This window comes from Psychrobacter sp. AOP7-B1-24 (genome assembly GCF_052376215.1).
GTDB lineage: Bacteria > Pseudomonadota > Gammaproteobacteria > Pseudomonadales > Moraxellaceae > Psychrobacter.
In genome coordinates this window covers 16,295-38,950 of the sequence record NZ_JBQSVL010000009.1, presented here as the reverse complement: position 1 = coordinate 38,950, position 22,656 = coordinate 16,295, and the positions used below count along the sequence as shown (strand labels likewise).

Sequence of the window (22,656 nt, the reverse complement as noted above, 5' to 3'; positions counted from 1 at the left end):
CAATTTATCTAATTTTTATCACCATTTTTAAAATGAGGACACACCCTAGTACTGTCTGAAACTATTCCGAAGCCAGATCAACTTGCACTTGCCAATCCTCTATATCGAGCTCATAGCAATTCTGACCTTCACCATTGATACGATCAATGACCAAAAAATCAGAGTCGCGCCCAAGTGCGAGTAGTGGATGATGCCAGACATTGGCATCATACTGTACGCCTTGATGCGATTTGGCATAAAACACCGTCAAATCCTCAGCAGATTTTGGTGGCTCTCCTGCAGGTGCAACGACCACGATATAGTCCTGAGCATTCATCGAAAAAAATGCCTGCGTACCAAATGGATGATATTCCATCACGGATAATACGATAGGGAAATCACGTTTTTTGGCACGGAAGATACTCATGCCCACGTTACCACCATCGAGCTTAGCTTCAGCGATGGCGTGATGACGACACGCATAGCCTTTATTGATATGGTAGCTGTTTTCAGGCGTTTGCTGATCCTTGTCATAGGGTTCGATAACGGTGCCGTAGGGTGCAAAACCAGCTTTGGTTAAAGGTTTTGCAACGATTGTAGTCTTCATAAGAGTACTCATGACTTTGCCTTATAATCTCGTGTATCTCTTTTACTTGGTATTTTTTTACTTAGCATCGACTATATTCTAGACGGCTTATCGTTCTGGGCGAATAAATGGCATATGTCTATTCACGTCTTTATAGAGTAGATATCTAAATGGACCAGGTCCACCAGCGTAACAAGATTGTGGGCAAAATGCGCGTAACCACATAAAATCACCTGCCTCTACTTCGACCCATTCACCGTTTAAGTGATAGACGGCTTTACCTTCTAGTACATACAGACCATGCTCCATCACATGCGTTTCATCAAATGGGATCACGCCACCAGGCTGGAACGTGACGATATTTACATGCATGTCGTGACGCATATCAGATTGCTCGGTAAATCGAGTGGTTGCCCATACGCCACCTGTGTCTGGCATCTCAATAGCATCGACATCGTGATCGCTTGTGACAAAAGGCTCAGGTGCATCAATACCATCTACAAACTGATACGCTTTGCGAATCCAATGAAACTTAACGTGCTTATCGCTATTATTTTTCACCGTCCATTTACATGCTGGCGGTAAGAAGGCATAGCCACCAGCTTCCAGGTGATGCGCTTCGCCTTCAATGGTAATATCCATTTCACCTTCAACGACAAACAATACGGCTTCGGCTTTCATGTCTAGTTCAGGCTTATCAGAGCCGCCATTTGGTGCTACTTCCACGATGTATTGTGAGAAGGTTTCTGAAAAGCCAGATAAAGGACGGGCAATCACCCACATGCGCATACCTTCCCAAAATGGCAGATAGCTAATTACAATGTCGGTTAATACACGTTTGGGAATAATGGCATAAGCTTCGGTAAAGATAGCACGATCGGATAGTAGTTGTGTTTGCGGAGGTAATCCGCCAGTTGGCGCGTAATAAGTACTTTTTGTTGACATTTTTTCATGTTCCTTGGTGACTTTGTGCGACGATAATGATTGTGTGTCGCGATAATAATGGTGTGCTGCGATAAATGGTTGTCTGAGCGTATGGTTACAGCCAGTTTTCGGTGTTGTCGGCAGTGGCTGGATGGTTTTTATACCAGTGTTTGGCAATATCGTCGCGGCGGCATATCCACACATCAGGCTTACTAGTGATGTATTGCAAAAACTTTTTGAGAGCAGTAATACGACCAGCACGACCAATGATGCGACAATGCAAACCGATCGTTAGCATTTTGGGCGTGTGTTCGCCTTCTTTATATAGCGTGTCAAAGCTGTCTTTTAAATACTGATAAAAAGGCTCAGCGTTGGTAAATCCTGGACTAGAAGCAAAACGCATGTCATTGGTTTCTAGCGTATAAGGAATAACCAGATGCGGCTTGCGTGCGATTTTGTTACCGTCTTCTACCTTGACATTGAGCCAGTAGGGTAGCTCATCAGCATAAGAATCAGAGTCATAAATATAGCCACCTTGTTCAGCGACTAACTCACGAGTATTGGGGCTATCACGACCAGTATACCAACCAAGTGGCTGACCACCAGTCATGCTTTTGAATATCTCAGTTGCACGGCGTACATGCTCGCGCTCAGTCTCGCGATACATATATTGATAGGTGATCCAGCGCAGACCATGACTGGCAATTTCATGCCCGTCTTCTAATACGCGCTCGATAATATGCGGAGTTTTCTCAGCCGCCGCTGCACAAGTAAAGGTAGTAATGGGTAAACCGTATTCTTTAAAGGTATCCAATACTCGCCAAACACCGACACGGCTACCGTACTCAAAAGCTGATTCGATCGACTGATGGCGGTTGTTAAATTCTGGCGTACCCAATACATCAGATAAAAAACGCTCAGATTGACCATCCCCATGAATGACGCTGTTCTCTGCGCCCTCTTCGATATTGAGGACGAATTGCACCGCGATTTTGGCACCGCCTGGCCAGTTGGCTTTTGGCGGGTTTCCACCATAGCCTTTCAAATCACGAGGGTAGGCATCTTGATCAAAATTACTGGTGATTTTCTGAGACATGTTTGATATTCCTTTGTTTCAATTAAGATTGTTTACCTAAAGCTTTATACTTGATTAGGTTTTACGGCGTCGGATCGCATCAGTAGCCAATAAGCGATACCGCCCAATATGGCACCTAGTAAGAAACCATAACCCTCAAGCTTTGTTAATGCAGGTACTAATACGGTAGCGATAGAAAAAATAGCACCAATCGCAAAAGCAATTAAGCCACGAATATTCCAACCTTTATAGTAGTAATAAGCCCCATCTGGTTGATCAGAAAATAGATCATTGATATTAATATGTTGACGTTTGATTAAGTAGTAATCGACAACTAATATACCAAAAAAGGGAGCAATGATTGCACCAACAACATTTACAAAGCCAACGATGCCGATTTTACTGATAAATGATAGCCATAGTGCGCCAACGAAAAAAGCAATAACTGCCGTAATTAAACCACCTTTACGAAAGCTAATATGTTTGGGGAATAAGTTCGCCAAATCATAAGCGGGTGGTATAAAGTTTGCGACCATATTGATACCCACAGTTGCTGCAAAAAAGGTCAAGGCTGCAACAATCGTTAGTGGGAGTGCGTCAACTCGTTCGACAATCTCTGCAGGGTTGGTCAATGCTTCGCCAAATAAGACCAAAGTACCTGCGGTAATGACTAGGGCAATGAATGAGAAAAACATCATATTAATAGGCAGACCAACTAAGTTGCCTAAGCGCATTTCTTTTTCACTGCGTAAAAATCGTGAGAAGTCGCCGAAGTTAATCACAACCGCTGCAAAATAAGCCACCATGGTTCCCACAATCGCGGTAAATGCCTGAAGAGAAGTACCCGTATAGTCGCTACCACTAGCAAAAATGGAGTTGATAGCTGGTAATAACTCTGAGCCTGACTGATACCAGACAACACCCATCAAGATAACCATCACCACATAAACGAGCGGACCCGCCCAGTTTAAAAAGTGTTTGATAGGCTCAACACCTGCCCAAAAAAGCATGATTTGAAACACCCAAACGATGACAAAAGCGATCCACGCTGTACTATTAAGGCCTAAAAAAGTTGCATCTGAACCGCCCATCATAATAGTCAATAAAATGGCAACCGCAGTGGAGGCAAAATAGGTCTGAACCCCATACCAAAAAATACCGATAATAGCTCGTAATATCGCTGGAAGATTTGCTCCGTTGATACCCATGCTAGCACGTATGAGTACTGGAAAAGGAATGCCATATTTGACGCTAGGTTTTCCTGTCAAATTGACCATCAGCATGACGATAAATCCTGAGCAAATAATCGCCGCCATGACCCACCAACCATTCAAACCATAGCTTAAAAATAGTGATGCAGCGAGCGTATAACCAAAAAGACTTTGAATGTCATTTGACCAGACATTAAATATCGAAAACCACCCCCAATTACGCTGTTCAGGCTGTAGTGGGGCAAGATCGTCATTGTATAGTCTTGAGTTTTTGCGTTCTGGATTGAAGGTGGTGCAATCATAGAGCGCGCTGTTGGATTGATTATGGAGCTGACTTTCTTGCTTATCTGCAGTGGACATCCTTTTCTCCTTTCAGATTGGAATCAATCGAAACCAGTATTGTTAACACTTAACAACATTTATTGTTAACACTTTAAGGATGTCTAGGTCATTGGTCAAGGTAATTGTTTGATTAGAGCGTTTCTTTAGTTCAATCGATATAGTCAGTGAACGACTAAACCGCTACGGTATTACCCGTTGTAGACTTCTTTGGCTATAGTTATCTAAATGGGCTAAAAATAGCTAAACCTTGCCAAACGGTGTCAAATCGCTGACTAATATCTAGGTCTTACCTGTGCTATTTTCTTTTTCATCACTATTTTTAAAATGAGGACATGCCCTAGTGTTCGCTCATCTTAGTAGAAAGTGCTTATTTATAATCCCGAAGCATAAGCCACAAGCTGTTGGCGCTCTTCATCAGTCAACTGAGTGAGATTGCCCAATGGCATGTAGCCAGTTTGTACTGCGGTGATGATTTTTGCTTTGTGAATCTTCATGTCTGTAGGCGTCTGCAAGATAATACCCGCTGGTGGTGCGGCAAATCCTTGTTGGGTTGGTTGTGCAGCATGGCAAGTACTACAGCGCGTATGCACGATATTCATCATGGCATCGTCAGCTGAGGCTGTCACTGGTACCGCTGCAGCCGTGGTAGTGGCTGTATCATCGGTAATAGCTGTAGAGCTTGGATTTGTGGCTACATCGCTTGACATCTCGCCGTCAGTTACCGGTGGCTCAGCATTTGGTGTTACAGTTACGGCCGTAACTGGTGCCGTAACTGAGGCATTGGCAGCAGGTAGCGGCTCAATCGGTTCAGGACGCATCCAAATAATTAATAAAACCGTCAGTACAGCAGGGATGACCAAGTAGCGCGGCTTATGATTGTCCAAATGCTTTTGGTTAAAATAATGACGTACAATCGCAGTGATGATACTGACATAAACTAACACCAACCAACCGTGAGCATGAGAATACATCATCGGATAGTGGTTGCTAATCATAATAAAGATAAGCGGTAACGTAAAATAGTTGTTCATCAATGAGCGGTTTTTTGCTTGTAGCGCCAAGGCCGCCACTTCTTTACCGGGTTTTTCACCACGCCTCACGCAATCGACTAGCGCTCGTTGAGCTGGCATGATGCCAAAGAAGACATTCCCTGCCATGACCGTACCTAAAATGGCACCGATATGGATAAACGAGGCACGGTCACTGAATAACTGATAAGAACCCCAGCAAGCGATGATTAGTAGGATAAAAATAATGCTGCTAAAAATGAGTGAGTTTTTGCCCAAATGACTGCGGACAATCACTTCATAGATAAAGTAGCTGCCGAATAAAAACAATAAGCTGGTCGATATAGCACCTACGCTGCTGCCAAAAGCTACCTTGCTTGGATCAATCAGATAAGCGGTTGCATTGGCATAGTAGACGATAGATAACATCGCCATACCAGTCAACCAAGTGGTATAGGCTTCCCATTTAAACCAATGCAGCGTTTTGGGCATCTGTTCAGGTTCAAGTTTGTATTTGGCAATTTCATAAAAACCGCCACCATGTACCGCCCATAGGTCACCAGAAATGCCTTTATCCTTTTTCCACTGTGGTGGTTTACGTAGGCTGAGGTCTAACCAAACAAAATAAAACGAAGCCCCAATCCATGCTACGCCAGCGATGACGTGGAACCAGCGGAAAAATAAATTTAACCAATCAAGATAATAAGCGCCCATGCGGCAGGTGTCCTTTTTTACAAATTTTTGTCGTCAGCTTTTTTTCAATGTGCTTTCGTTTCGTGTACTATTTGCTTTCATTATGAACTTGTATAATGATGTGCCTGAATGAGATAGCAGGTAACTATGAGTCACAAAAGCTATGAGTCACGAAAGCTATGAGCCGCGATAGGTGCTATAACCGTGTGCGCTAAGCAATAACGGAATATGATAGTGATTGTCATCGCGTACCATAAAATCGATAATGACTTGCGGATAAAATGCGGTGAGCTGCTGCGCATCAAAGTAAGACTGGGTATCAAAAGTCAGCGTATAGCGACCATGACTCAAATCAGATGCGTTATTCTCAAGTGTTGAGTCAAACTGCCAGCTGTCAGTAGCTACGCGACCATCGGCATTGGTGATAGCGCTTGCCAATAGGGTGGCGTCACCGCTATCGTTAATACGGTGCAGGGTTACGGCGACATCGGCAGCAGGCTTGCCCAGATGGGTATCTAAAATATGTGATGATAGAGTGGCTGACATAATAACTCCATTTATATATGTGTGGCAGGTGAGGTTTACGCGTCGCTCAGCAGTTTCTGTAAACGTAAACGCGTGATTTTATTTTGTTCGGTAGCGGCATTGACCAGTTCAGTTTCGCGATTGTTTGGTAGCCTTGCTAACAGTAAGTCCAGCATTTGCTGTGCACTCTTACCTGTGGCAAACACAATAAAGATAAAGCCAAATTTATTGAGATAGTCTTGATTTCCTTGTGCTAAGGCTGCAATTACACTATCTTCAGCGTCATTGGCACCTGATTGCTCATGTGCGGCACTGTCTTGCGTGTTACGATATTTCTCTTTTAACGAATCGACATTGCCAATTTGTGGGTGGCCATCAAATGCTTGCAGTAGATTAGTCTCATCGGTTTGAGCTTGTAGCCAAGCTTCATCGCTTTGAGTCAGTAGTGTTTGTATATCACCGAAAGGACGTTTATTTACTAAACTCTGAGCCCACTGAGTACTGGTGCAGCAAGTCAATAAATATGACGTGGCTTCAGCTGGCGAGAGTTTATTAAATTGCTGTAAAGACAGTTTCACAGTCATCTCCTATTCATGTAAAAGCAACGGACTAAAAGGTGGGCGGCAGGGATGGATAATGTTAAGCTCAGATTACGATATACAAAAATATATAATAAAGTAATGTTATATAAAATAATAAGTGGGTTAATATAAGCTATTTTGCTTAAACCTGACTATTTGGTCAACTACTTTATAAAGAAATTTTATTTAGGTGGCTCATATTTCATAAAGATTCGTATTTGAATCTGGTTGTTTATTGGCATATAGCCAACCGTTATAACAACAATAGGTATTACCAACATGGATCAAGAAACTGATATCAATACACAAGAAGCGTCTGACGCGAAAACACAGAAAAATCAGCAGGGCATTCGTGCGCAAAACCAAGCGGTTATCTTGGCAGCAGCAGAAGAAGAGTTTGTCTTAAAGGGTTTTGGTGGTGCTACGATGCAAAGTATCGCTGATAGGGCTGGCCTACCAAAAGCTAATATCCATTACTACTTTAAGAATAAAAAAAACCTGTATCAAATTGTGCTGCACGCTATTATTCAAGAGTGGAACGATGGCTTGGTTACCATGACGATCGATAGTGACCCTAAGGTCGTTATCGAAAAATTCGTACGCACCAAATTACGTCAAGCGTTTGCGCATCCAAATCGCCACAAACTGTTTGCTCTAGAAGTTATCGTGGGTGCACCACATTTGCATAGCTTTATGTCGACGACAATGAAAGAATGGGCACTTGATAAAGCAAAAGTCATGAAAGTCTGGCATGAGCAAGGCAAGATTGGTATCACTGATCCGCTACAGTTATTGATTTTGATTTGGGCAACGACGCAACGATATGCTGAATTTGAAACAGAAATCGTTGGTCTGATGGACAAAAATGATTATGACCAGCAGGATGAAGCGCGTGCTGCTGAGTTTTTGGTGCCGTTTATCTTGCGTGGCTGTGGTCTTGAGTAGATGTGTGCAGTCATAAGTGAGCTATTCTCCGCTGTCATCTCATATCAATAAGAGTGTATATTAACCAGAATAAAAAATGGCTTTAACGCTAGTGCTTGATAAATGCGCTAGCGTTCGTTAAGCCTATTAATCAAGCTTTGCAGTAGTGCTATTCAAACGCTCCTAAATGATTTAAGAGACTTTTTGTCTAAGTGGCTTTAGACCATCATCCAGATGTTGCTCTGCCGTATCAAACTCAACACCATAGTTTTTGGGTAAAATAATATCAAGAGCAATAGCGACGATACCAGATACGGTCACTGCTGAACCAAAGATATTACGGAAAAACTGCGGCGCTTGAGCAAATACATCAGGTACAAAAGCCACACCCATAGAGAGACCTAACGAGGTCGCAATGATCAATATATTGCGATGGGTAAAGTTGACGGTTGATAAAATACGTATACCTGCTGTTGCTACAGTAGCGAACATCAATAGGGTAACACCGCCAACGACTGGCTTTGGTAGTTGGGTGAAGACAGCACCAAGGACAGGGAATAACCCCATAAAGAATAAGATACCACCTACATAGAACCCTATATAGCGACTAGCAATCCCTGTCATCTGGATGACACCATTATTTTGACTAAACGTCGTGACAGGGAACGTATTAAAAGTCGCCGCAATCAACGAGTTGACACCATCACCTAATACACCACCTTTGATACGCTTTTCGTATATAGGGCCTTTGATTGGTTCGCCTGAAATCATAGATGTGGCTGTCAAATCACCTGATGTTTCGATACTGGTAATGATATACATAAAGGCAATAGGGATAAATGCTTGCCAATCAAAACCAAAACCGAATTTGAAAGGTATCGGCGCAGTAAAGAGAGGGGCTTCTGCGACCAAAGAAAAATCAATGCGACCCATAAAGGTGGCGGCTAGCAAGCCAAGCATTAAACCGATAAAAATAGCACTTGAGCGAATTACTTTATTATTGACGATACTAATCAACACCACACTAACCAGTACACCACCGCCCAGTAATAAGTTTGGCATACTACCAAAATCCTCAGCACCAACCCCGCCTGCTAAATCTGTTAAACCGACTTTGGTTAAGGACAGACCGATAGTCACGATCACACAACCTGTCACGATTGGACTCATTAAAGATTTGAGTTTGGTAATGAATTGACTTAAGAAAATTTCGACGAAAGCACCAAGAAATGAAATGCCAAAGATGACAGAGAGAATCTCCTCTGGACTACCACCACGGTTTTTTACCACAAACCCTGCTGCTAATACTGCGGCTAAGAAGCCAAAACTGGTGCCTTGTAATGCCATCAAACCTGAACCGATTGGCCCAACTTTGCGTGTCTGAATAAAAGTAGCGACCCCTGATACCATCAATGACATGCTAATCAGGTAGGGAATGTGCTCTCCCAAACCTAAGACGCCGCCAATGATTAGTGATGGGGTAATGATACCGACAAACGCGGCCAGTACGTGTTGTATGGCACCCAAAAATGCTTTCCCAGGCGCAGGACGGTCATGTAGTCCATACAGTAAGTCTGGGTTTCCTTGAGTGTGCTCACTCATCTTGGCTTCCTCCTAAAGTGACTTTCAGTCCAAACTCTACGGAGATTATTAAGCAAGGTTATCAATACATAGAATAGAGATGAATGTTGGCACACCTTTAAAACTTCGTATCGCTTATCTATCTCACAAAAAGTCGCACCGATCCTTGTGTGAATACATAAAAGTAGGTAGCTATCTGGTATTTATGAATCTTATAATTAAGTCAAAGTTACAAACCTGACTAATTGGTCAACTATCTTAGGGTATAGTGAAAGAGTTGTTTATTGCAATGTTTTTTTTAGATTGGCATGTTTATTATTTAAATAATGAATATTTAACAAAAGAATAGTGTGTGGGTGATGATACTTGGAAGTCCTTGATAATAAGGGTTTTGAAGGATGTAAGTGAAAAGAAATAAAGATAAATTAAGCGCAAGAATCGTTTTCTAATATAAATTATTTAATGATAATTATTGCTAAATTGTTCGTATTTAGTTAGGATACCTGTCAATAATTAAATGCTAACAATTATCATTAACATTTCTATTTATATATCAAGTTTGGCATCATCAAGCCTTCCTTATTATTTAACACAAACGTAATTATTTAATACAAACGTAGTGATAAAAAATAGTTATGAAAACCGATTATCAACTATTAATAAAAGTAGTTTTCACAAATCAGTAGCCTTCAAAAACAAGTAATTTTCATTCCTAATCATAGAAAAAGCGAGTAAATGCGTTATGCGTGAAGTAAAGTTGTCAAAACTATCTAGTCCATTGACCGTATTATCGATGGGTGTTGCCGCAGTATTGTGGTCGCAGGCGGCGAGTGCAGCTACTGTAGAAGATATGCCAAGTACCACGCTACAGACCATTACAGTGACTGCCAACAGTTCTGTACGTGATGGTATGCAATCGGATTCTATTGACTCAGCTCAGTATATACCTGCAGGGCAAGCGAGTCTTTTAAATGACTTTTTAGACGGTGTGCCAGGCGCTTCAGTAGGCGGTACATCAGCTATGAACCAACGTGTTCGTGTTCGCGGCTTTGATGATACGAATTTAAAAGTGACCGTTGATGGTGCCCGTCAAGAAGGCTATGCGTTCCACCATTCTGGAGATTTGGTCATTGATCCAGACTTATTGAAGCGGTCTGAAGTTTCAGTTGGTAATAACTCAGTCACTTTAGGTAATGATGCGATTGGTGGTGCGGTGGCTTTTGAGACCGTTGATGCAGCAGATTTGCTTGATGTTGATCAAAAGATTGGTGCAAAAATCCATACAGGCTATGGCAGTAATAATGACGAGCTGTTAACCTCAGCGACCGTATTTGCTGCACCGACAGAAAATGTTGATTTATTAGCTTATTATGGCAAACGCTCATCCGACGCAGGTGAAGATGGTGATGGTCGTGATATTCAAACGTCAGACGGTGATACAGAAAGTATTTTGTTAAAAGCAGGTGCTTATTTAGGTAATGATCATCATGTGAGTGGTAGTTTTAGCCGTACAGAAAATGACGGTATGTATCCAGCCCGAGCGGATTTTCCATTGACTGATGAAAATGGCTGGAATCCAGTCATACCTTGGAAACAAAGCCGTGATACCTATACGCTAGAGTATGGCTACAACCCAACCAGTGACTTAGTTGATGTTAAAGCCAATATTTATCAAACTGAAACTTATCTCGATAGAGATAATAAAGGCATTGAAGTTGACTTGATCACCAAAGGTGGCAAAATCGAAAATACCAGCCTCATAGACAGTCAGTTGGGCTCGCATAAGCTGATTACTGGTGTGGAATATTACACAAAAGAGTCAGAGGTAACTCGTCTAGGTGTCCTTGGCGGAAATGACGAGGCAAAAAATACGTCTGTATATTTAGAAGACCAATGGCAAATGGGTAAATTAACGCTAACACCTGGTGTTCGTTATGATCATTACGAAGCACCACAAGATGTGGCAAATGGTGAAACGTACGACAATGTTGTGGGTGCTTTTGCCGCCAGTTATCAAGTGTTGCCAAGCACCAATATATTTGCAAGTTATACCCAGTTGTTCAATGGTCCTGACTTACAGGAAGCCATCCGTAATACAGATGGTGAAGATAAATATATTTCTTCTGATTTAGAGCCCGAAACTGGTAGTAATGCCGAAGTTGGTGTATCCACTATTTTCCGTGGCTTGACCACTGAAAACGATTCGTTACAGCTTTCTGGTAAGTATTTCGTGACAGATTTGGAAAACTGGATTACGTACGAGAGCGGTATCGATTGTAATACAGGACTGGCCTCTGATACTGGCACATGCGCAGGCTCATTTAATGCAGATGAAGATTATGAAGTCAAAGGGGTAGAGCTCTCAGCTGATTACCGTACCAGTAACTTCAATATGGGCTTGAGCTATGCACGAGCGCGTAGCGAAGGTAAAGAGACTGGCTATAGTTTGTCTCAAGGCACTGGTGATGAAAATGACTCTGGTGATAAGTACATGGTTAACCTGGGATATGCACCAACTGATACGCTTGATTTAGGCTGGCGTAGTACGTATGTGACTTCTATCAACCCTAATACAGGTGATGATACAGATCAAGAAAAAGAAGGCTATGACGTACATGATATATTCATGACCTACAAGCCTCAGCAGTTAGCGGGCGTGAAAGCGACCCTAGGTGTGTACAATATGTTTGATGAAACGTACGCAAATCACTCATCACGCTACTCAGCCGATTCGGACTATACTGATTATGCGATGGGAAGAAATGTGAAAGCTTCTTTAACTTATCAGTTTTAATATATAAATAATTGGCATTTGATAGATAGGGCGTGTTGAGTATTCAGCACGCCCTAAGCGTAGGTAACTTCTAAAGCAAGTTAACCTTACCAGTTGTACCCAACAGTAAATCGAAAATCAGGTACCGTCAGTGACTTCCTAAGTCGCTACAGACTGACCTTCCCTCCTTAGAAGTCCTAAATTTGTAGTCAACGTTTTTGTATTCAATTTATCATTTTTTGACTATACATTATTAATTTAATGTTAATGATAATAATTATTATTAATATTTGCATTAACATTTCTGTTTTGCTAAAGTGTGTTTTGTTTATTACAGAACTATTAACAGCTTTTTGTATTACCTCTCTTTGGAGGTTTTATTGTGATTACTATTTAAATGAGTTGGCTTTTGCCAGTCGCAGTATCACCAAACCTTTAACCGTATGCAGTAGATACTTTTACTAGTCTTTCATCTATCGATATTTAAGCCTTTTGGCTATGTTTTAGTCCCGTTTTCATCATACATATACTGGATAACAAGTTTGTCTTGCTTGGCAGTCGTGTGCCTATTTGTATGTATCAACTTATATATGCTTACGATGTGGATGCCACATCAAAAATGACTAAAATTGTTCGAGATTGAAAGATTCTATTGAGATCAAATGCTTCAAGGAACATTATTCATGTCAAAACTCTCAAATATTTCGCCTCAGCAGCACCTTAATGCTCCAAAAACCTCACAACCTTTAGCGACCGGCAAAGTTTTGCTAAGCATCGCTATCGCCTCTATTCTTAGCAGCACCGCTTTTGCTGCTGAGGGTGATGAGGTAGCTGTGCATGAGGCGACTGACCAAGAAGCAGTACCTACAGCGACACTTGATACTATTGTGGTGCGAGCGGCAAGAGAGGAGCTAGAGCAGGCGGCAGGACTGTCCGTTATTAGTGAAGAAGCCATCGAAAAATCATCCGTTTCTAATGATATTTCAGAAATTGTACGTAAGATGCCAGGTGTGAACCTGTCAGGGTCATCGACGTCAGGTCAACGTGGTAACCAACGTCAGATTGATTTGCGTGGTATGGGTCCGAACAACACGCTTATCTTAATCGATGGCCGTCCAGTTACCTCGCGTAATTCCTCACGACCTAGCCGTGGTGGTGAGCAAGACACGCGTGGTGATTCGCAATGGGTACCACCAAGTGCAATTGAGAGTATCGAAGTATTGCGTGGTCCTGCTGCTGCTCGTTATGGCTCAGGTAGTATGGGCGGTGTGGTAAACATCATCACTAAGCGCCCGACTGATACAGAGTTTTCTGTGACTGGGCACTACGAGGCACCAGAGAGCGACTTAGAAGGCAGTAGCTGGCGTACCAATGTCAATATGGCAGGCGCTTTGACTGACAAGCTGTCCTCACGTACCACTCTAGGCTATCACGATAGTGAAGCAGATGATCCGTATATTAATGCAGCTGAAGCACTAGATGATTCAGTAGCAGCAGGTACTGAAGGGGTTGAAAATATCGATGCGCGCCAAGTGTTTGAATACGCGATGGATGCGATGAATACGGTCGGTTTTGAGGTCAATTATAGCCGTCAAGAAAACCGATGGGCGGGTGACTCATTATTCCAGTCAGTGAATGAAACGTTGATAGACGAACTAGACGGTGAAACAACCAGCAAAATGCAACGCTACGGCGCGGCGATTACCCATCGCGGTGAGTATGATAATGCTAGTAGCAATAGCTTTGTGGAGTACACTCGGACAATTAATGAGCGTTTGGGTGAAGGTAGTGCGGGTGGTGGTGAAGGTCAGATTGTCATACCTGACGACGGCGAGGATTTTGAATGGGTAGAGGCAACCTACGATACGCTCAATGCCAAATCAGAGTGGGATATCTATTTTGACCGTCATACTTTAACGGCTGGTGCTGAGTTCCGCGGCGAGAGGTTAGACAACCCTGTGGTATCTGATATGACATTTGATGATGGTTTTGAGTTTGGTGATGTGGAGACTGACCCTGACAAGCGCGACCCGACCTCAGATGCTTACCTCATCGGTGCTTATTTAGAAGATAACTATGAGATCACGCCTGATTGGTATGTCACGCCAGGTCTACGCTTCGATTATCATAGCGAAGCTGGCAGTAACTGGTCGCCGAGTATCAATACCACTTGGCACTTTAGCCCTGATTGGTCAGTGAAGGCAGGTGTCAGTCGTGCATTTAAAGCGCCATCGCTGTACCAGCTTGACCCAAACTATATTTACTACACTCGTGGAAATGGCTGTCCATCTTGGGTACCTCTTGATGAAAGAGGTTGTCAAGTCTTAGGTAATCCTGACCTAGAAAATGAAACCTCTTGGAACAAAGAGCTGACCTTTACTTATGATGATGGCACTGGGCTGAATGCAGGCTTGACTTATTACCATAATGCCTATGATAACCGCATTGGTGCTGGTACGGATCGTGTGGCGGTAGATACAGCGACGAACCGTTCTATCTTTCAATGGGACAATCAAGGTGAAGCAATTGTCGAAGGTTTAGAAGGTTTTGTACAAGTACCAGTCACTGACGATGTAAGATGGTCTTCTAATATCACTGGCAACATCCGCTCAGAGCGTAAAGACAATGGCGAGCCATTATCACTCATTCCTAAGTTCACTGTGAACACGGGTGTCGATTGGGACATTACGCCTCAGTGGAATGCCGGTTTTGATGTGAGCTACTATGGCACGATTGAAGCCCCTACGATTTCAGCTACAACGGGAGATGACAGTGATGATCCGTTGCTTGATCGCGAGCCGTATGCCATTGCTAATGTCAGCACTCGCTATGATCTGACTAAGGATATAACCGTTGGTGCTGGTGTCAAAAACTTATTTGATACGGGTGTTTATCGTGAAGGTACTGCTACGAATGCTGGTGCACGTACGTTTAATGAGCCGGGTCGTACTTATGTGTTCGACGTTAGCGTTGACTTTTAATAAGTAGCATTGACCTTTAATAAGTAAACACAAGGTTTGTTCGATTAGAAAAGGTCTGAGCTACTGGCTCAGACCTTTGTGCTGTCAGTAACTTTTTTAAATGGTCTTATCTAAGCAATCGTTTTTTAGTAGGCCTTTTAAAGAAGCTTTTTTAATTCTTTAACTTTCTAATTCTTTAAATTTTTAATCAATAACTATCACAATATAACAGCAGATTCATTTATGTCATTTAATATTCGCTATAGCTGTCTTTGGATTCACCGTTATACTGGGCTTGCTATGGCCGCGTTTTTAATTATCGCTGGTATTACTGGCACGCTATTGGCATTTCATGAGGAGTTGGATGATGTCTTCAATCATGAACTGGCTCAGGTTGATGTCCAAGAGACACCACAACTCCCTATTGCCACGCTTCATGATAAGGTGGAGAGTGCATATCCAGAACATACCTTTTCTAGTATGCCAACATCAATAGAGGCTGATCGGTCTGCGGTGTTTTCGGTAGATAGAGTCCGAGGTCCGGCTGCCAATAACCAGCCACAAGCACTGTTTCAAGAAGTGTATGTCCACCCTTATACGGGCGATATCATCGGTACTCGTGATAGAGATGAGTGGGCATGGCGCAATACCATGTGGAAAGTGTTTTGGCTACATCGTGACTTGTTACTTGATGATATTGGCAAGTTGATACTGGGTATTGTCTCGCTCGTTTGGACGATTAATTGCTTTATTGGCTTTTATTTGACTTTTCCTAGAGCTGCTAAAAAGAAAAAGACGCAGAAAAAACAATCCACTAAAAAACGCGCGTCATTTCTCAAGCGTTGGTTGCCAGCATGGAAAATTCGTACCAAGAGTAACCTGTTTAAACTCAATTATGATTTGCATCATGCTTTCGGGTTATGGCTTTGGGGTATTTTATTTGTCATCGCTTGGTCGAGTGTTGGTTTTAATTTACAGCAAGTCTATCGACCCGTGATGCAGGCAGTCGTTGGATTAGAAGGACGAGGCGAAAAACAAGAAAAGTCAAAAAAACCACCTGAGAAAATGAGAAAGTCACCTAGTGTCGAAGCTAGCACTGAAGCCACTGACATCAGTGCTCTGGGTACTGTTGATGTGGTCAATAAGGCCAATAGCATTGCTTATTTAAGTGAGCAGGCTGCCATCGCGGCTCAACGTCAGGGCATGAGCGTACAGCAGTTATTGGGTATACGTTGGATTGAGGATGACAGTCAATGGCAACTGCGCTTTAAGACGAATAAAGATATTGGCAAAAAAGGCGGTGCATCATCTATCACGGTCAATGCAAAAACCGGTAACGTTGAGCGTGTGAATTTTGGTTATCAAAACTCATCATTCGGTGGTAAAACAAACAATTGGTTAATGAGCTTGCACATGGGGCATATTAGCCACGGTATCGGTCATTTGTTGTATCAGATATTTTTAGCAGTATTAGGTTTGGTTGTGACGGTGTTGTCAGTGACGGGTGTTTATCTGTGGTGGAAAGGGCGTCAAAGTCGATTAAAGGCGCTGCAAAAAGGCAGGTGATATTGCCAAATTGGCTAGGGCATTCTATCAACTTAATTGCACAAATATTGTGTATGCTATCCAGACAGTAAAAATAAAGGAAGCAAACTTCTCACCTAGCATAACCCATTTATGCCATGTATTATTTTTATCATAGTTCTTTGTATAATCTACTGAAGCAATATCTTGAGTAAAGTCCATAGGAATAACGACTAATCTTAGCGCATATAAAGTTATTCCTAACCAAAAAAAGGTATTTGCTATGTCTTTATCTACAGCAGAAGACAGGCACAGACAAAAGCTCACGATTAAAAACAGTATCAATAGATTTTTATAGTTTATCCATCGATGATTTAATAGCATTTTATGCATCAAGAATTCCTTTTTTCGTCTGCAAAGTTCTGTATTTAAACCGCATCAACAATTACTGGACGGCCTTGATGGTTCAGTACGGTTACGTCGACGTTGTACAGCTCTTTCATCGTCTCTTGTGTGATGACGTCAACAGGCTGACCAACGGCCATCACTTGGCCTTCTTTCATCGTAACTACTGTATCAGCGAATTGAGCGGCTTGATTGATATCATGTAAGACGATGACCACGGTCTTTTGCTGACTGTGGCTAAGCTCACGCAGCTCACGCATCAAACGACCAGCATGGTACATATCTAAATTATTCAATGGCTCATCAAGCAATAAATACGGCGTATCTTGGCAAACAATCATCGCAATCAATACGCGCTGGCGTTGACCACCAGATAGCGTCGATAAAAAGCGATCGGCCAATAGTTCTAGCTCAAATCGCTCGATAATTTCTTGTACTTTTTGCTGATCGTTTGCTGTGGGTTGCCCCTGATGATATGGATAGCGTCCAAACATCAGCAGCTCATGTACGCGTAGTCGTCCTTGCACGTGGTTTTCTTGCCCGAGCATCGCGACGGTCTTGGACAAGGTCCGCGCATGACAGCTGACAATATCACGTTCCTCATTATCTACAGCGAAACTCACTTGTCCTGACTGTAACGGCTGCAAGCGTGCCATAACCGAAAATAAGGTGGATTTGCCAGCACCATTGGGACCTATCAAGGCAATGACTTGTGCACTTGGCAAGGACAACGTAATGTCATGCAGGATTTGCTGTTTGCCGATATGGTATGAGATATTATCTAATTTAATCATAGTGCTTCTTGTTTTTAGAGAGTGCTAATTTTGATTGTTAGCTGTTAGTTTGTATTATCATCGACGGCGACGTTGTGTCGTAAAAATTAATAATAAGAAGGCCAAGCCGCCCACCAATTCAATCACAACGGATAATACCCCCGCCATACCCAGTACTTGCTCAAAGACAGTTTGACCGAGTACCAAACAAATCATAGCAACCAAACTGACCAATATCAGCCGTTCACTGTGATACATGTGACGAGCGATACGATTGGTCAATGCACACACCAATAAGCCAAAGAAGGTCACAGGGCCAACCAACGCCGTAGCAGTAGCGACCAATATAGCGATAATGGTCAATAGTCCAAATGCGAGACGTTGGTAGTGAATACCAAGGTTAATGGCTTGGGATTTACCAAGCATCAGTACATCGCACTGATAGCGCCAGCGCCATACACATATCGCCGTGATAGCACAGATAAATACACTGATACCGAGTAACTGAGGGTTGACTGTATTAAACTGCGCGTAGCTAGCTGATTGTACGACGACAAAATCATCAGGGTTGATTAGTCTAGCAATCAATGTTGATAAGCTGCGAAATAACACACCAAAGATAACACCGACCAATATTAATCGAGTCAAATCTTGACTGCTCTTTGAAAATAGCAACTTAAATAATAATAATGACGCCCCAAACATCAGGACAATCTCTAGCGTGAATTTGGCAATAGGATCGAGACTGGTAAAGCTAATCGCACCTAAAAAGAAAACCAGTGAGCTCTGCAACAGAACATAGAGTGAATCAAACCCGAGTAGGGAAGGTGTTAGAATTGGATTGTGAGTCAACGTCTGAAACAGTAAGGTCGATACGCCAATCGCATAGCCAACCACCATCAGTGCTAGCAGTTTTTTACCGCGTAATGGTAGCGCAAAGTCCCAATAGCCATTGACATTGAGTGTCATAAATAAGGTCATTGAGATCAGTAGAATAATCGCTGCTATGGATTTTGGATGCGCAGCTACCCATGCCCAAAGCTTTGCCAACTGACTTTGGGTAGCAGCTGAATACTGACCGTCTGCTAAAGATGAGTTATCTATTGCTGTGCTGGTTTTGGTAGCAGCACCAGTCTTGGTAGAAGTAAGCTTAGTTGATGAGAACATGCAAAAATCCTATGGTGCCAAGCTTATCTAATAAGGCAAAAAATGAACGACGGTAAGTGAGTACTGAAAATTAATACATAGTTAGTGAACATAGTGTTACTGTTCAGCGGGAGCGCGTAACAGCAGCCATAAAAACAGTACCGTACCAACCACCCCAAATACTGTAGCGACCGGTACTTCAAATGGATAGCGGATAGAGCGACCAATGATATCGCAGAGTAGGACGGCCGAGGCACCGAGTAGCGCCACTGCTGGCAAGCTACGGCGTAACTTATCTCCCATCAGTCGGCTGACGATATTGGGAACGACCAAACCGATAAAAGGAATCATGCCAACGGTGACCACAACAACAGCACTCATCATTGCAACCATACCAACGCCAAGCCACGTAACTTGTCGTTTACTAATGCCTAGGTTCAGCGCGATATTGTCACCCAAGCCCACGATGGTCAGCTTATCAGCAATGATATAAGCCAACACGCAGAGACCTCCTGTCAGCCAAAGCAGCTCATACCGACCCGCTAGTACACCAGAAAAATCTCCAAACTGCCAAACGCTCAGCATCTGTAACGATTCAGTCTGATAAGCGATAAAGGTCGTTGCCGCCTCGATAATGCCACCAAAGACGATGCCGATCAGAGGAATCATCAAAAAGTCAGTCGGCGGAATCCGGTGAATGAGTAGCATAAACAGCATCATGCCAAACACCGCTGTGATGGTGGCCACGCCCATTTTAATAATGAGCGCACTGGCTGGAAACAGCAGACTAACTACTAACAGTCCGAGTGCTGCACTTTGAGTGGCGCCGACCATTGATGGCTCAACAAAGCGGTTTTTTAGCACCACTTGGATAATCATTCCTGCCACTGCCATCGAGACGCCAGTCAAGATAATCGCAATAGTACGGGGCAGTCGGCTAACTAAAAAAAGCGAGCTATCAGAGTTGGCACTGTGATTGATAAGGCTGTGTAACACACCAGACCACGAAAAATCTGCCACGCCAATAGATAAACTCAATAACACCAAAAGCCCCATAATAATGAGGCTGCCCGTGTTGATTAACCATGGTGGCATGGCGGCACGGCGATTTTTAACATTGAGACTGTTGCCAGTGCTTTTTTTCCAACTCGCTGATGCGGTTGGTAAAGAAGCACTGGTTTTAACGCTGGGCTGTGCACGATGTGAAAATAACGACATAACGGCTACTGGCATACAGATAAGGTATAAAAACGGTCATTAACGACAGTTTCTTGAATAATAACAGCGTTTACTTAGCGTTAGTAAAGGCATCTCTGATGGTTGTCAAATCTTGTATCCACTGATAATAGCCGCCAAATGCAAGGTAAGAGTCTGGGCTTAGATAGACCACTTGATCTTTTTTCCATGCGGTGGTTTGTGCGACTAATGGGTTGTCTAATACGGCTTTAGCACCGACACTGTCTTCGCCGATAGCCGCACTGCGATCAATCACAAATAACCAGTCTGGATTTGTCTTTTGTAAATATTCAAAAGAAATTGGCTGACCATGACGGCCTTCTTTGATTTGATCGTCAGCGATGGGGACGTTTACGACATTATGAATAAAGCCGTAGCGTGAGTCAGCACCATATGTCGACATTTTATTGCCATTGACCATGACCACTAGACCAGTACCGCTGTCTTTCGTGACGGCTTTGGTTTCTTCAATCAAACCATCGATGTCTTGTTGTAGCTTAGCAGCCTGTTCGCTTTTGCCAAATAATGCGCCTAAATCAGCCAAGCGTTGCTTGCTTGATTCATAGATATTGGCGGTATCGATAGACATGTCTAGTGTTGGTGCGATGTTAGACAGCTCATCGTATTTTTCGGCCATGCGTGAGCCAACTAAGATGGCTTGTGGCTGCATGGCGTTCAGGGCTTCAAGATCAGGCTCAAATACTGTACCCACAACTGTAGGCTCTGGCTGGTTTTTAGAATGAAGGTTATCTAGAGATGCTGTTGTAGTTGGGGCACCATCAATAGCCACATCGAGTGCTGCCAAATCTTGCATCAACGTCATGTCATATACCACGACAGGCGATGGATTTACTGCTAAATCAACATCTCCTTTTACGGTATTGATGGTGATAGTGCCAGTAGCATTGTCATCAGCAGTTTGGTTTTCAGTGGTGGTATCCGTTGTCTCAGTATCGTTAGATTCAGGCGAGCTACAGCCTGCCACACTGATACTAGTAACCAGTGCAGTTATCATAGCAGTCAGTAATGGGCGTTTAAAAAACGTAGACGAAGGATTAGAGAATAAGGAAGTAGCCATAAATAACTCGGTATGTTATTGGTTTGGGTATAAGGAAGATGAGTACCCGTATAAAAAATGAAATGAGCTTATCTAATATAAGATATATACCTGACAATGCTCGGCGGTGTTGCTTTGGCAGCTATTATTGCTGATCACTTGGTTTTACATTTACTGTATGGGTGTGTTTACATTTTTTTGTGTAAAATAGGTAATACTACTTTATAAGTAACCAAAGAATGGCAATGATAAGGCAATTGAGATTGATTATCAATACAAATGATAATGGTTTTTATTAACAAACTGAAGTTGGTTTGATATAATTGTTCGAATAAGGAAAATTATTGTAATTTAGTATTGATAATAATTATCGTTTACATTATTATCTACGCCATTCTATCTCCGTTAATTAATATTAGGGTGTTATGAGTTCAACGAATTTAGACGCGCCATCACCTAAATTGACTCTCGCGACTATCGCTATAGTTGTGGGATTGCATGCGCTGACGGCAGTCGCATTAGCGTCAGTCAAAACGCCTGAGATGAAAGTAGAACCAGAAAAGGTGACACCGCCTATCGAAATAGAGCTGGTTACGCCTCCGCCTCCGCCTGTGGAGATTGAAGAGGTAAATCTAAAAGAAGATCCAGAGCCAGTTAGAGAAGTTAAGACTAAGCCGAAAGCGAAACCAGTTGCTGCGCCTAAGCCTAAAGTTGTGAAGAAGAAACAACCAGTAGAGAAGCCGAAACCTGCCAAATTTACACCACCACCTGCGCCACAAAAAACTGCCCCTCAGAAAAACACTAAAACGCAAGTGGCTGATGATCAGCGCAAGCTTTTGGCGGCGAAAGCCGAACAAGCGAGAAGAGATGCATTATTAGCTGAACAACAGCGAGCACAAGCCGATGCCGATGCAAAAGCAGCACAGGTACAAGCTGCAGCAGACGCAAAGAGGGCTCAAGAAATAGCTGATGCTAAAGCGGCTGCTGATGCAGCTGCGGCACAAAAAGCAAAAGAAGCGGAAGCTGCGGCTGCGGCTGCTAACAATACACCGGTGCAATTTACTGCTAATAGTGCCAGCTGGGCATCTAAGCCAAACTTCGAATTTCCTAAACGTGCTGCATCTAGCGCTCGTCCAGGTGCGACTTTTAATGTTGTACTGAAAATGACCGTCAATAAACAAGGTGTTATTAGTAATGTGAGAGTGGCAAGGTCGTCAGAGAATAGAGCAGTTGATAATGCAGCTAAACGACAAGTCACATCTGGTAGATTTAAACCTTTTACTGAAAATGGTGTTCCAAGAGTAGGAAATGTCACATTTACTGTTTCTTATAAAGTGCCAAAGTAATACCAAGT

At 42.8% G+C, this 22,656-nt stretch carries 17 protein-coding genes; 5 read left to right on the top strand and 12 right to left on the bottom strand.

The genetic code is table 11. The features are described from left to right. Positions 1 to 61: 61 nt before the first annotated feature. From ACT3QP_RS03445 to uraD, 7 genes are all read right to left on the bottom strand, one after another. Positions 62 to 598: an ureidoglycolate lyase gene (locus ACT3QP_RS03445; RefSeq protein ID WP_226945097.1), complete on the bottom strand. Its 537-nt coding sequence runs from the start codon at positions 596 to 598 to the stop codon at positions 62 to 64. A 75-nt stretch (positions 599 to 673) separates the two neighbouring features. Then, a complete protein-coding gene (locus tag ACT3QP_RS03440; RefSeq protein ID WP_192518847.1) occupies positions 674 to 1,510 on the bottom strand; it encodes a bifunctional allantoicase/(S)-ureidoglycine aminohydrolase in 837 nt (278 codons plus the stop codon). A gap of 94 nt (positions 1,511 to 1,604) precedes the next feature. Then, positions 1,605 to 2,585, bottom strand: coding sequence for an allantoinase PuuE (gene puuE / locus ACT3QP_RS03435; RefSeq protein WP_444524475.1), 981 nt, complete (start codon positions 2,583 to 2,585; stop codon positions 1,605 to 1,607). 44 nt (positions 2,586 to 2,629) lie between these two features. Beyond that, positions 2,630 to 4,135, bottom strand: coding sequence for an NCS1 family nucleobase:cation symporter-1 (locus ACT3QP_RS03430; protein WP_444524474.1), 1,506 nt, complete (start codon positions 4,133 to 4,135; stop codon positions 2,630 to 2,632). A gap of 353 nt (positions 4,136 to 4,488) precedes the next feature. Next, positions 4,489 to 5,838 (bottom strand): urate hydroxylase PuuD, encoded by a 1,350-nt coding sequence (locus ACT3QP_RS03425; RefSeq protein ID WP_444524473.1) that lies wholly within the window; start codon positions 5,836 to 5,838, stop codon positions 4,489 to 4,491. A 156-nt stretch (positions 5,839 to 5,994) separates the two neighbouring features. Continuing rightward, on the bottom strand, positions 5,995 to 6,363 hold the full coding sequence (uraH, locus tag ACT3QP_RS03420) for a hydroxyisourate hydrolase (protein WP_192518843.1): 369 nt from the start codon (positions 6,361 to 6,363) through the stop codon (positions 5,995 to 5,997). Between the two features lie 35 nt (positions 6,364 to 6,398). Next, positions 6,399 to 6,926, bottom strand: a complete 528-nt coding sequence (gene uraD, locus ACT3QP_RS03415; RefSeq protein WP_225739113.1) for a 2-oxo-4-hydroxy-4-carboxy-5-ureidoimidazoline decarboxylase — start codon at positions 6,924 to 6,926, stop codon at positions 6,399 to 6,401. A 276-nt stretch (positions 6,927 to 7,202) separates the two neighbouring features. Between uraD and ACT3QP_RS03410 the strand changes: the two genes are divergently transcribed. Continuing rightward, a complete protein-coding gene (locus ACT3QP_RS03410; protein WP_192518841.1) occupies positions 7,203 to 7,868 on the top strand; it encodes a TetR/AcrR family transcriptional regulator in 666 nt (221 codons plus the stop codon). Between the two features lie 171 nt (positions 7,869 to 8,039). Here the strand turns inward: ACT3QP_RS03410 and ACT3QP_RS03405 are convergent, their stop codons facing one another. Then, complete coding sequence (locus ACT3QP_RS03405) at positions 8,040 to 9,449, bottom strand: uracil-xanthine permease family protein (RefSeq protein WP_442062754.1); 1,410 nt, start codon at positions 9,447 to 9,449, stop codon at positions 8,040 to 8,042. 721 nt (positions 9,450 to 10,170) lie between these two features. Here ACT3QP_RS03405 and ACT3QP_RS03400 point away from each other — a divergent pair. The 3 genes from ACT3QP_RS03400 (at position 10,171) to ACT3QP_RS03390 (ending at position 16,727) form a co-directional block, all read left to right on the top strand. Next, positions 10,171 to 12,222 carry a TonB-dependent receptor domain-containing protein gene (locus tag ACT3QP_RS03400; RefSeq protein ID WP_444524472.1) on the top strand — a complete coding sequence of 684 codons (2,052 nt, stop codon included), beginning with the start codon at positions 10,171 to 10,173 and terminating at the stop codon, positions 12,220 to 12,222. 662 nt (positions 12,223 to 12,884) lie between these two features. Then, a complete protein-coding gene (locus ACT3QP_RS03395; protein WP_444524471.1) occupies positions 12,885 to 15,182 on the top strand; it encodes a FepA family TonB-dependent siderophore receptor in 2,298 nt (765 codons plus the stop codon). A 222-nt stretch (positions 15,183 to 15,404) separates the two neighbouring features. Then, the gene (locus ACT3QP_RS03390) at positions 15,405 to 16,727 is read left to right on the top strand and encodes a PepSY-associated TM helix domain-containing protein (RefSeq protein ID WP_192991724.1); all 1,323 of its coding nucleotides are present in this window, start codon (positions 15,405 to 15,407) and stop codon (positions 16,725 to 16,727) included. A 386-nt stretch (positions 16,728 to 17,113) separates the two neighbouring features. Here ACT3QP_RS03390 and ACT3QP_RS03385 read toward each other — a convergent pair whose 3' ends face one another. The 4 genes from ACT3QP_RS03385 to ACT3QP_RS03370 all read right to left on the bottom strand — a co-directional run bounded on the left by ACT3QP_RS03385 (position 17,114) and on the right by ACT3QP_RS03370 (position 21,323). Further along, entirely contained in the window at positions 17,114 to 17,884 is a 771-nt protein-coding gene (locus ACT3QP_RS03385) for an iron ABC transporter ATP-binding protein (RefSeq protein ID WP_192991722.1), read from the bottom strand. A gap of 57 nt (positions 17,885 to 17,941) precedes the next feature. Continuing rightward, the gene (locus ACT3QP_RS03380) at positions 17,942 to 19,030 is read right to left on the bottom strand and encodes an iron chelate uptake ABC transporter family permease subunit (RefSeq protein ID WP_444524470.1); all 1,089 of its coding nucleotides are present in this window, start codon (positions 19,028 to 19,030) and stop codon (positions 17,942 to 17,944) included. Between the two features lie 96 nt (positions 19,031 to 19,126). Beyond that, positions 19,127 to 20,104 (bottom strand): ABC transporter permease, encoded by a 978-nt coding sequence (locus ACT3QP_RS03375; RefSeq protein ID WP_444524488.1) that lies wholly within the window; start codon positions 20,102 to 20,104, stop codon positions 19,127 to 19,129. 193 nt (positions 20,105 to 20,297) lie between these two features. Next, positions 20,298 to 21,323, bottom strand: a complete 1,026-nt coding sequence (locus tag ACT3QP_RS03370; RefSeq protein WP_444524469.1) for a siderophore ABC transporter substrate-binding protein — start codon at positions 21,321 to 21,323, stop codon at positions 20,298 to 20,300. A gap of 404 nt (positions 21,324 to 21,727) precedes the next feature. On the opposite strand from ACT3QP_RS03370, the gene ACT3QP_RS03365 reads away from it, so the two are divergent. Continuing rightward, a complete protein-coding gene (locus tag ACT3QP_RS03365) occupies positions 21,728 to 22,648 on the top strand; it encodes an energy transducer TonB (RefSeq protein WP_444524468.1) in 921 nt (306 codons plus the stop codon). The last annotated feature ends 8 nt before the right edge of the window (positions 22,649 to 22,656 follow it).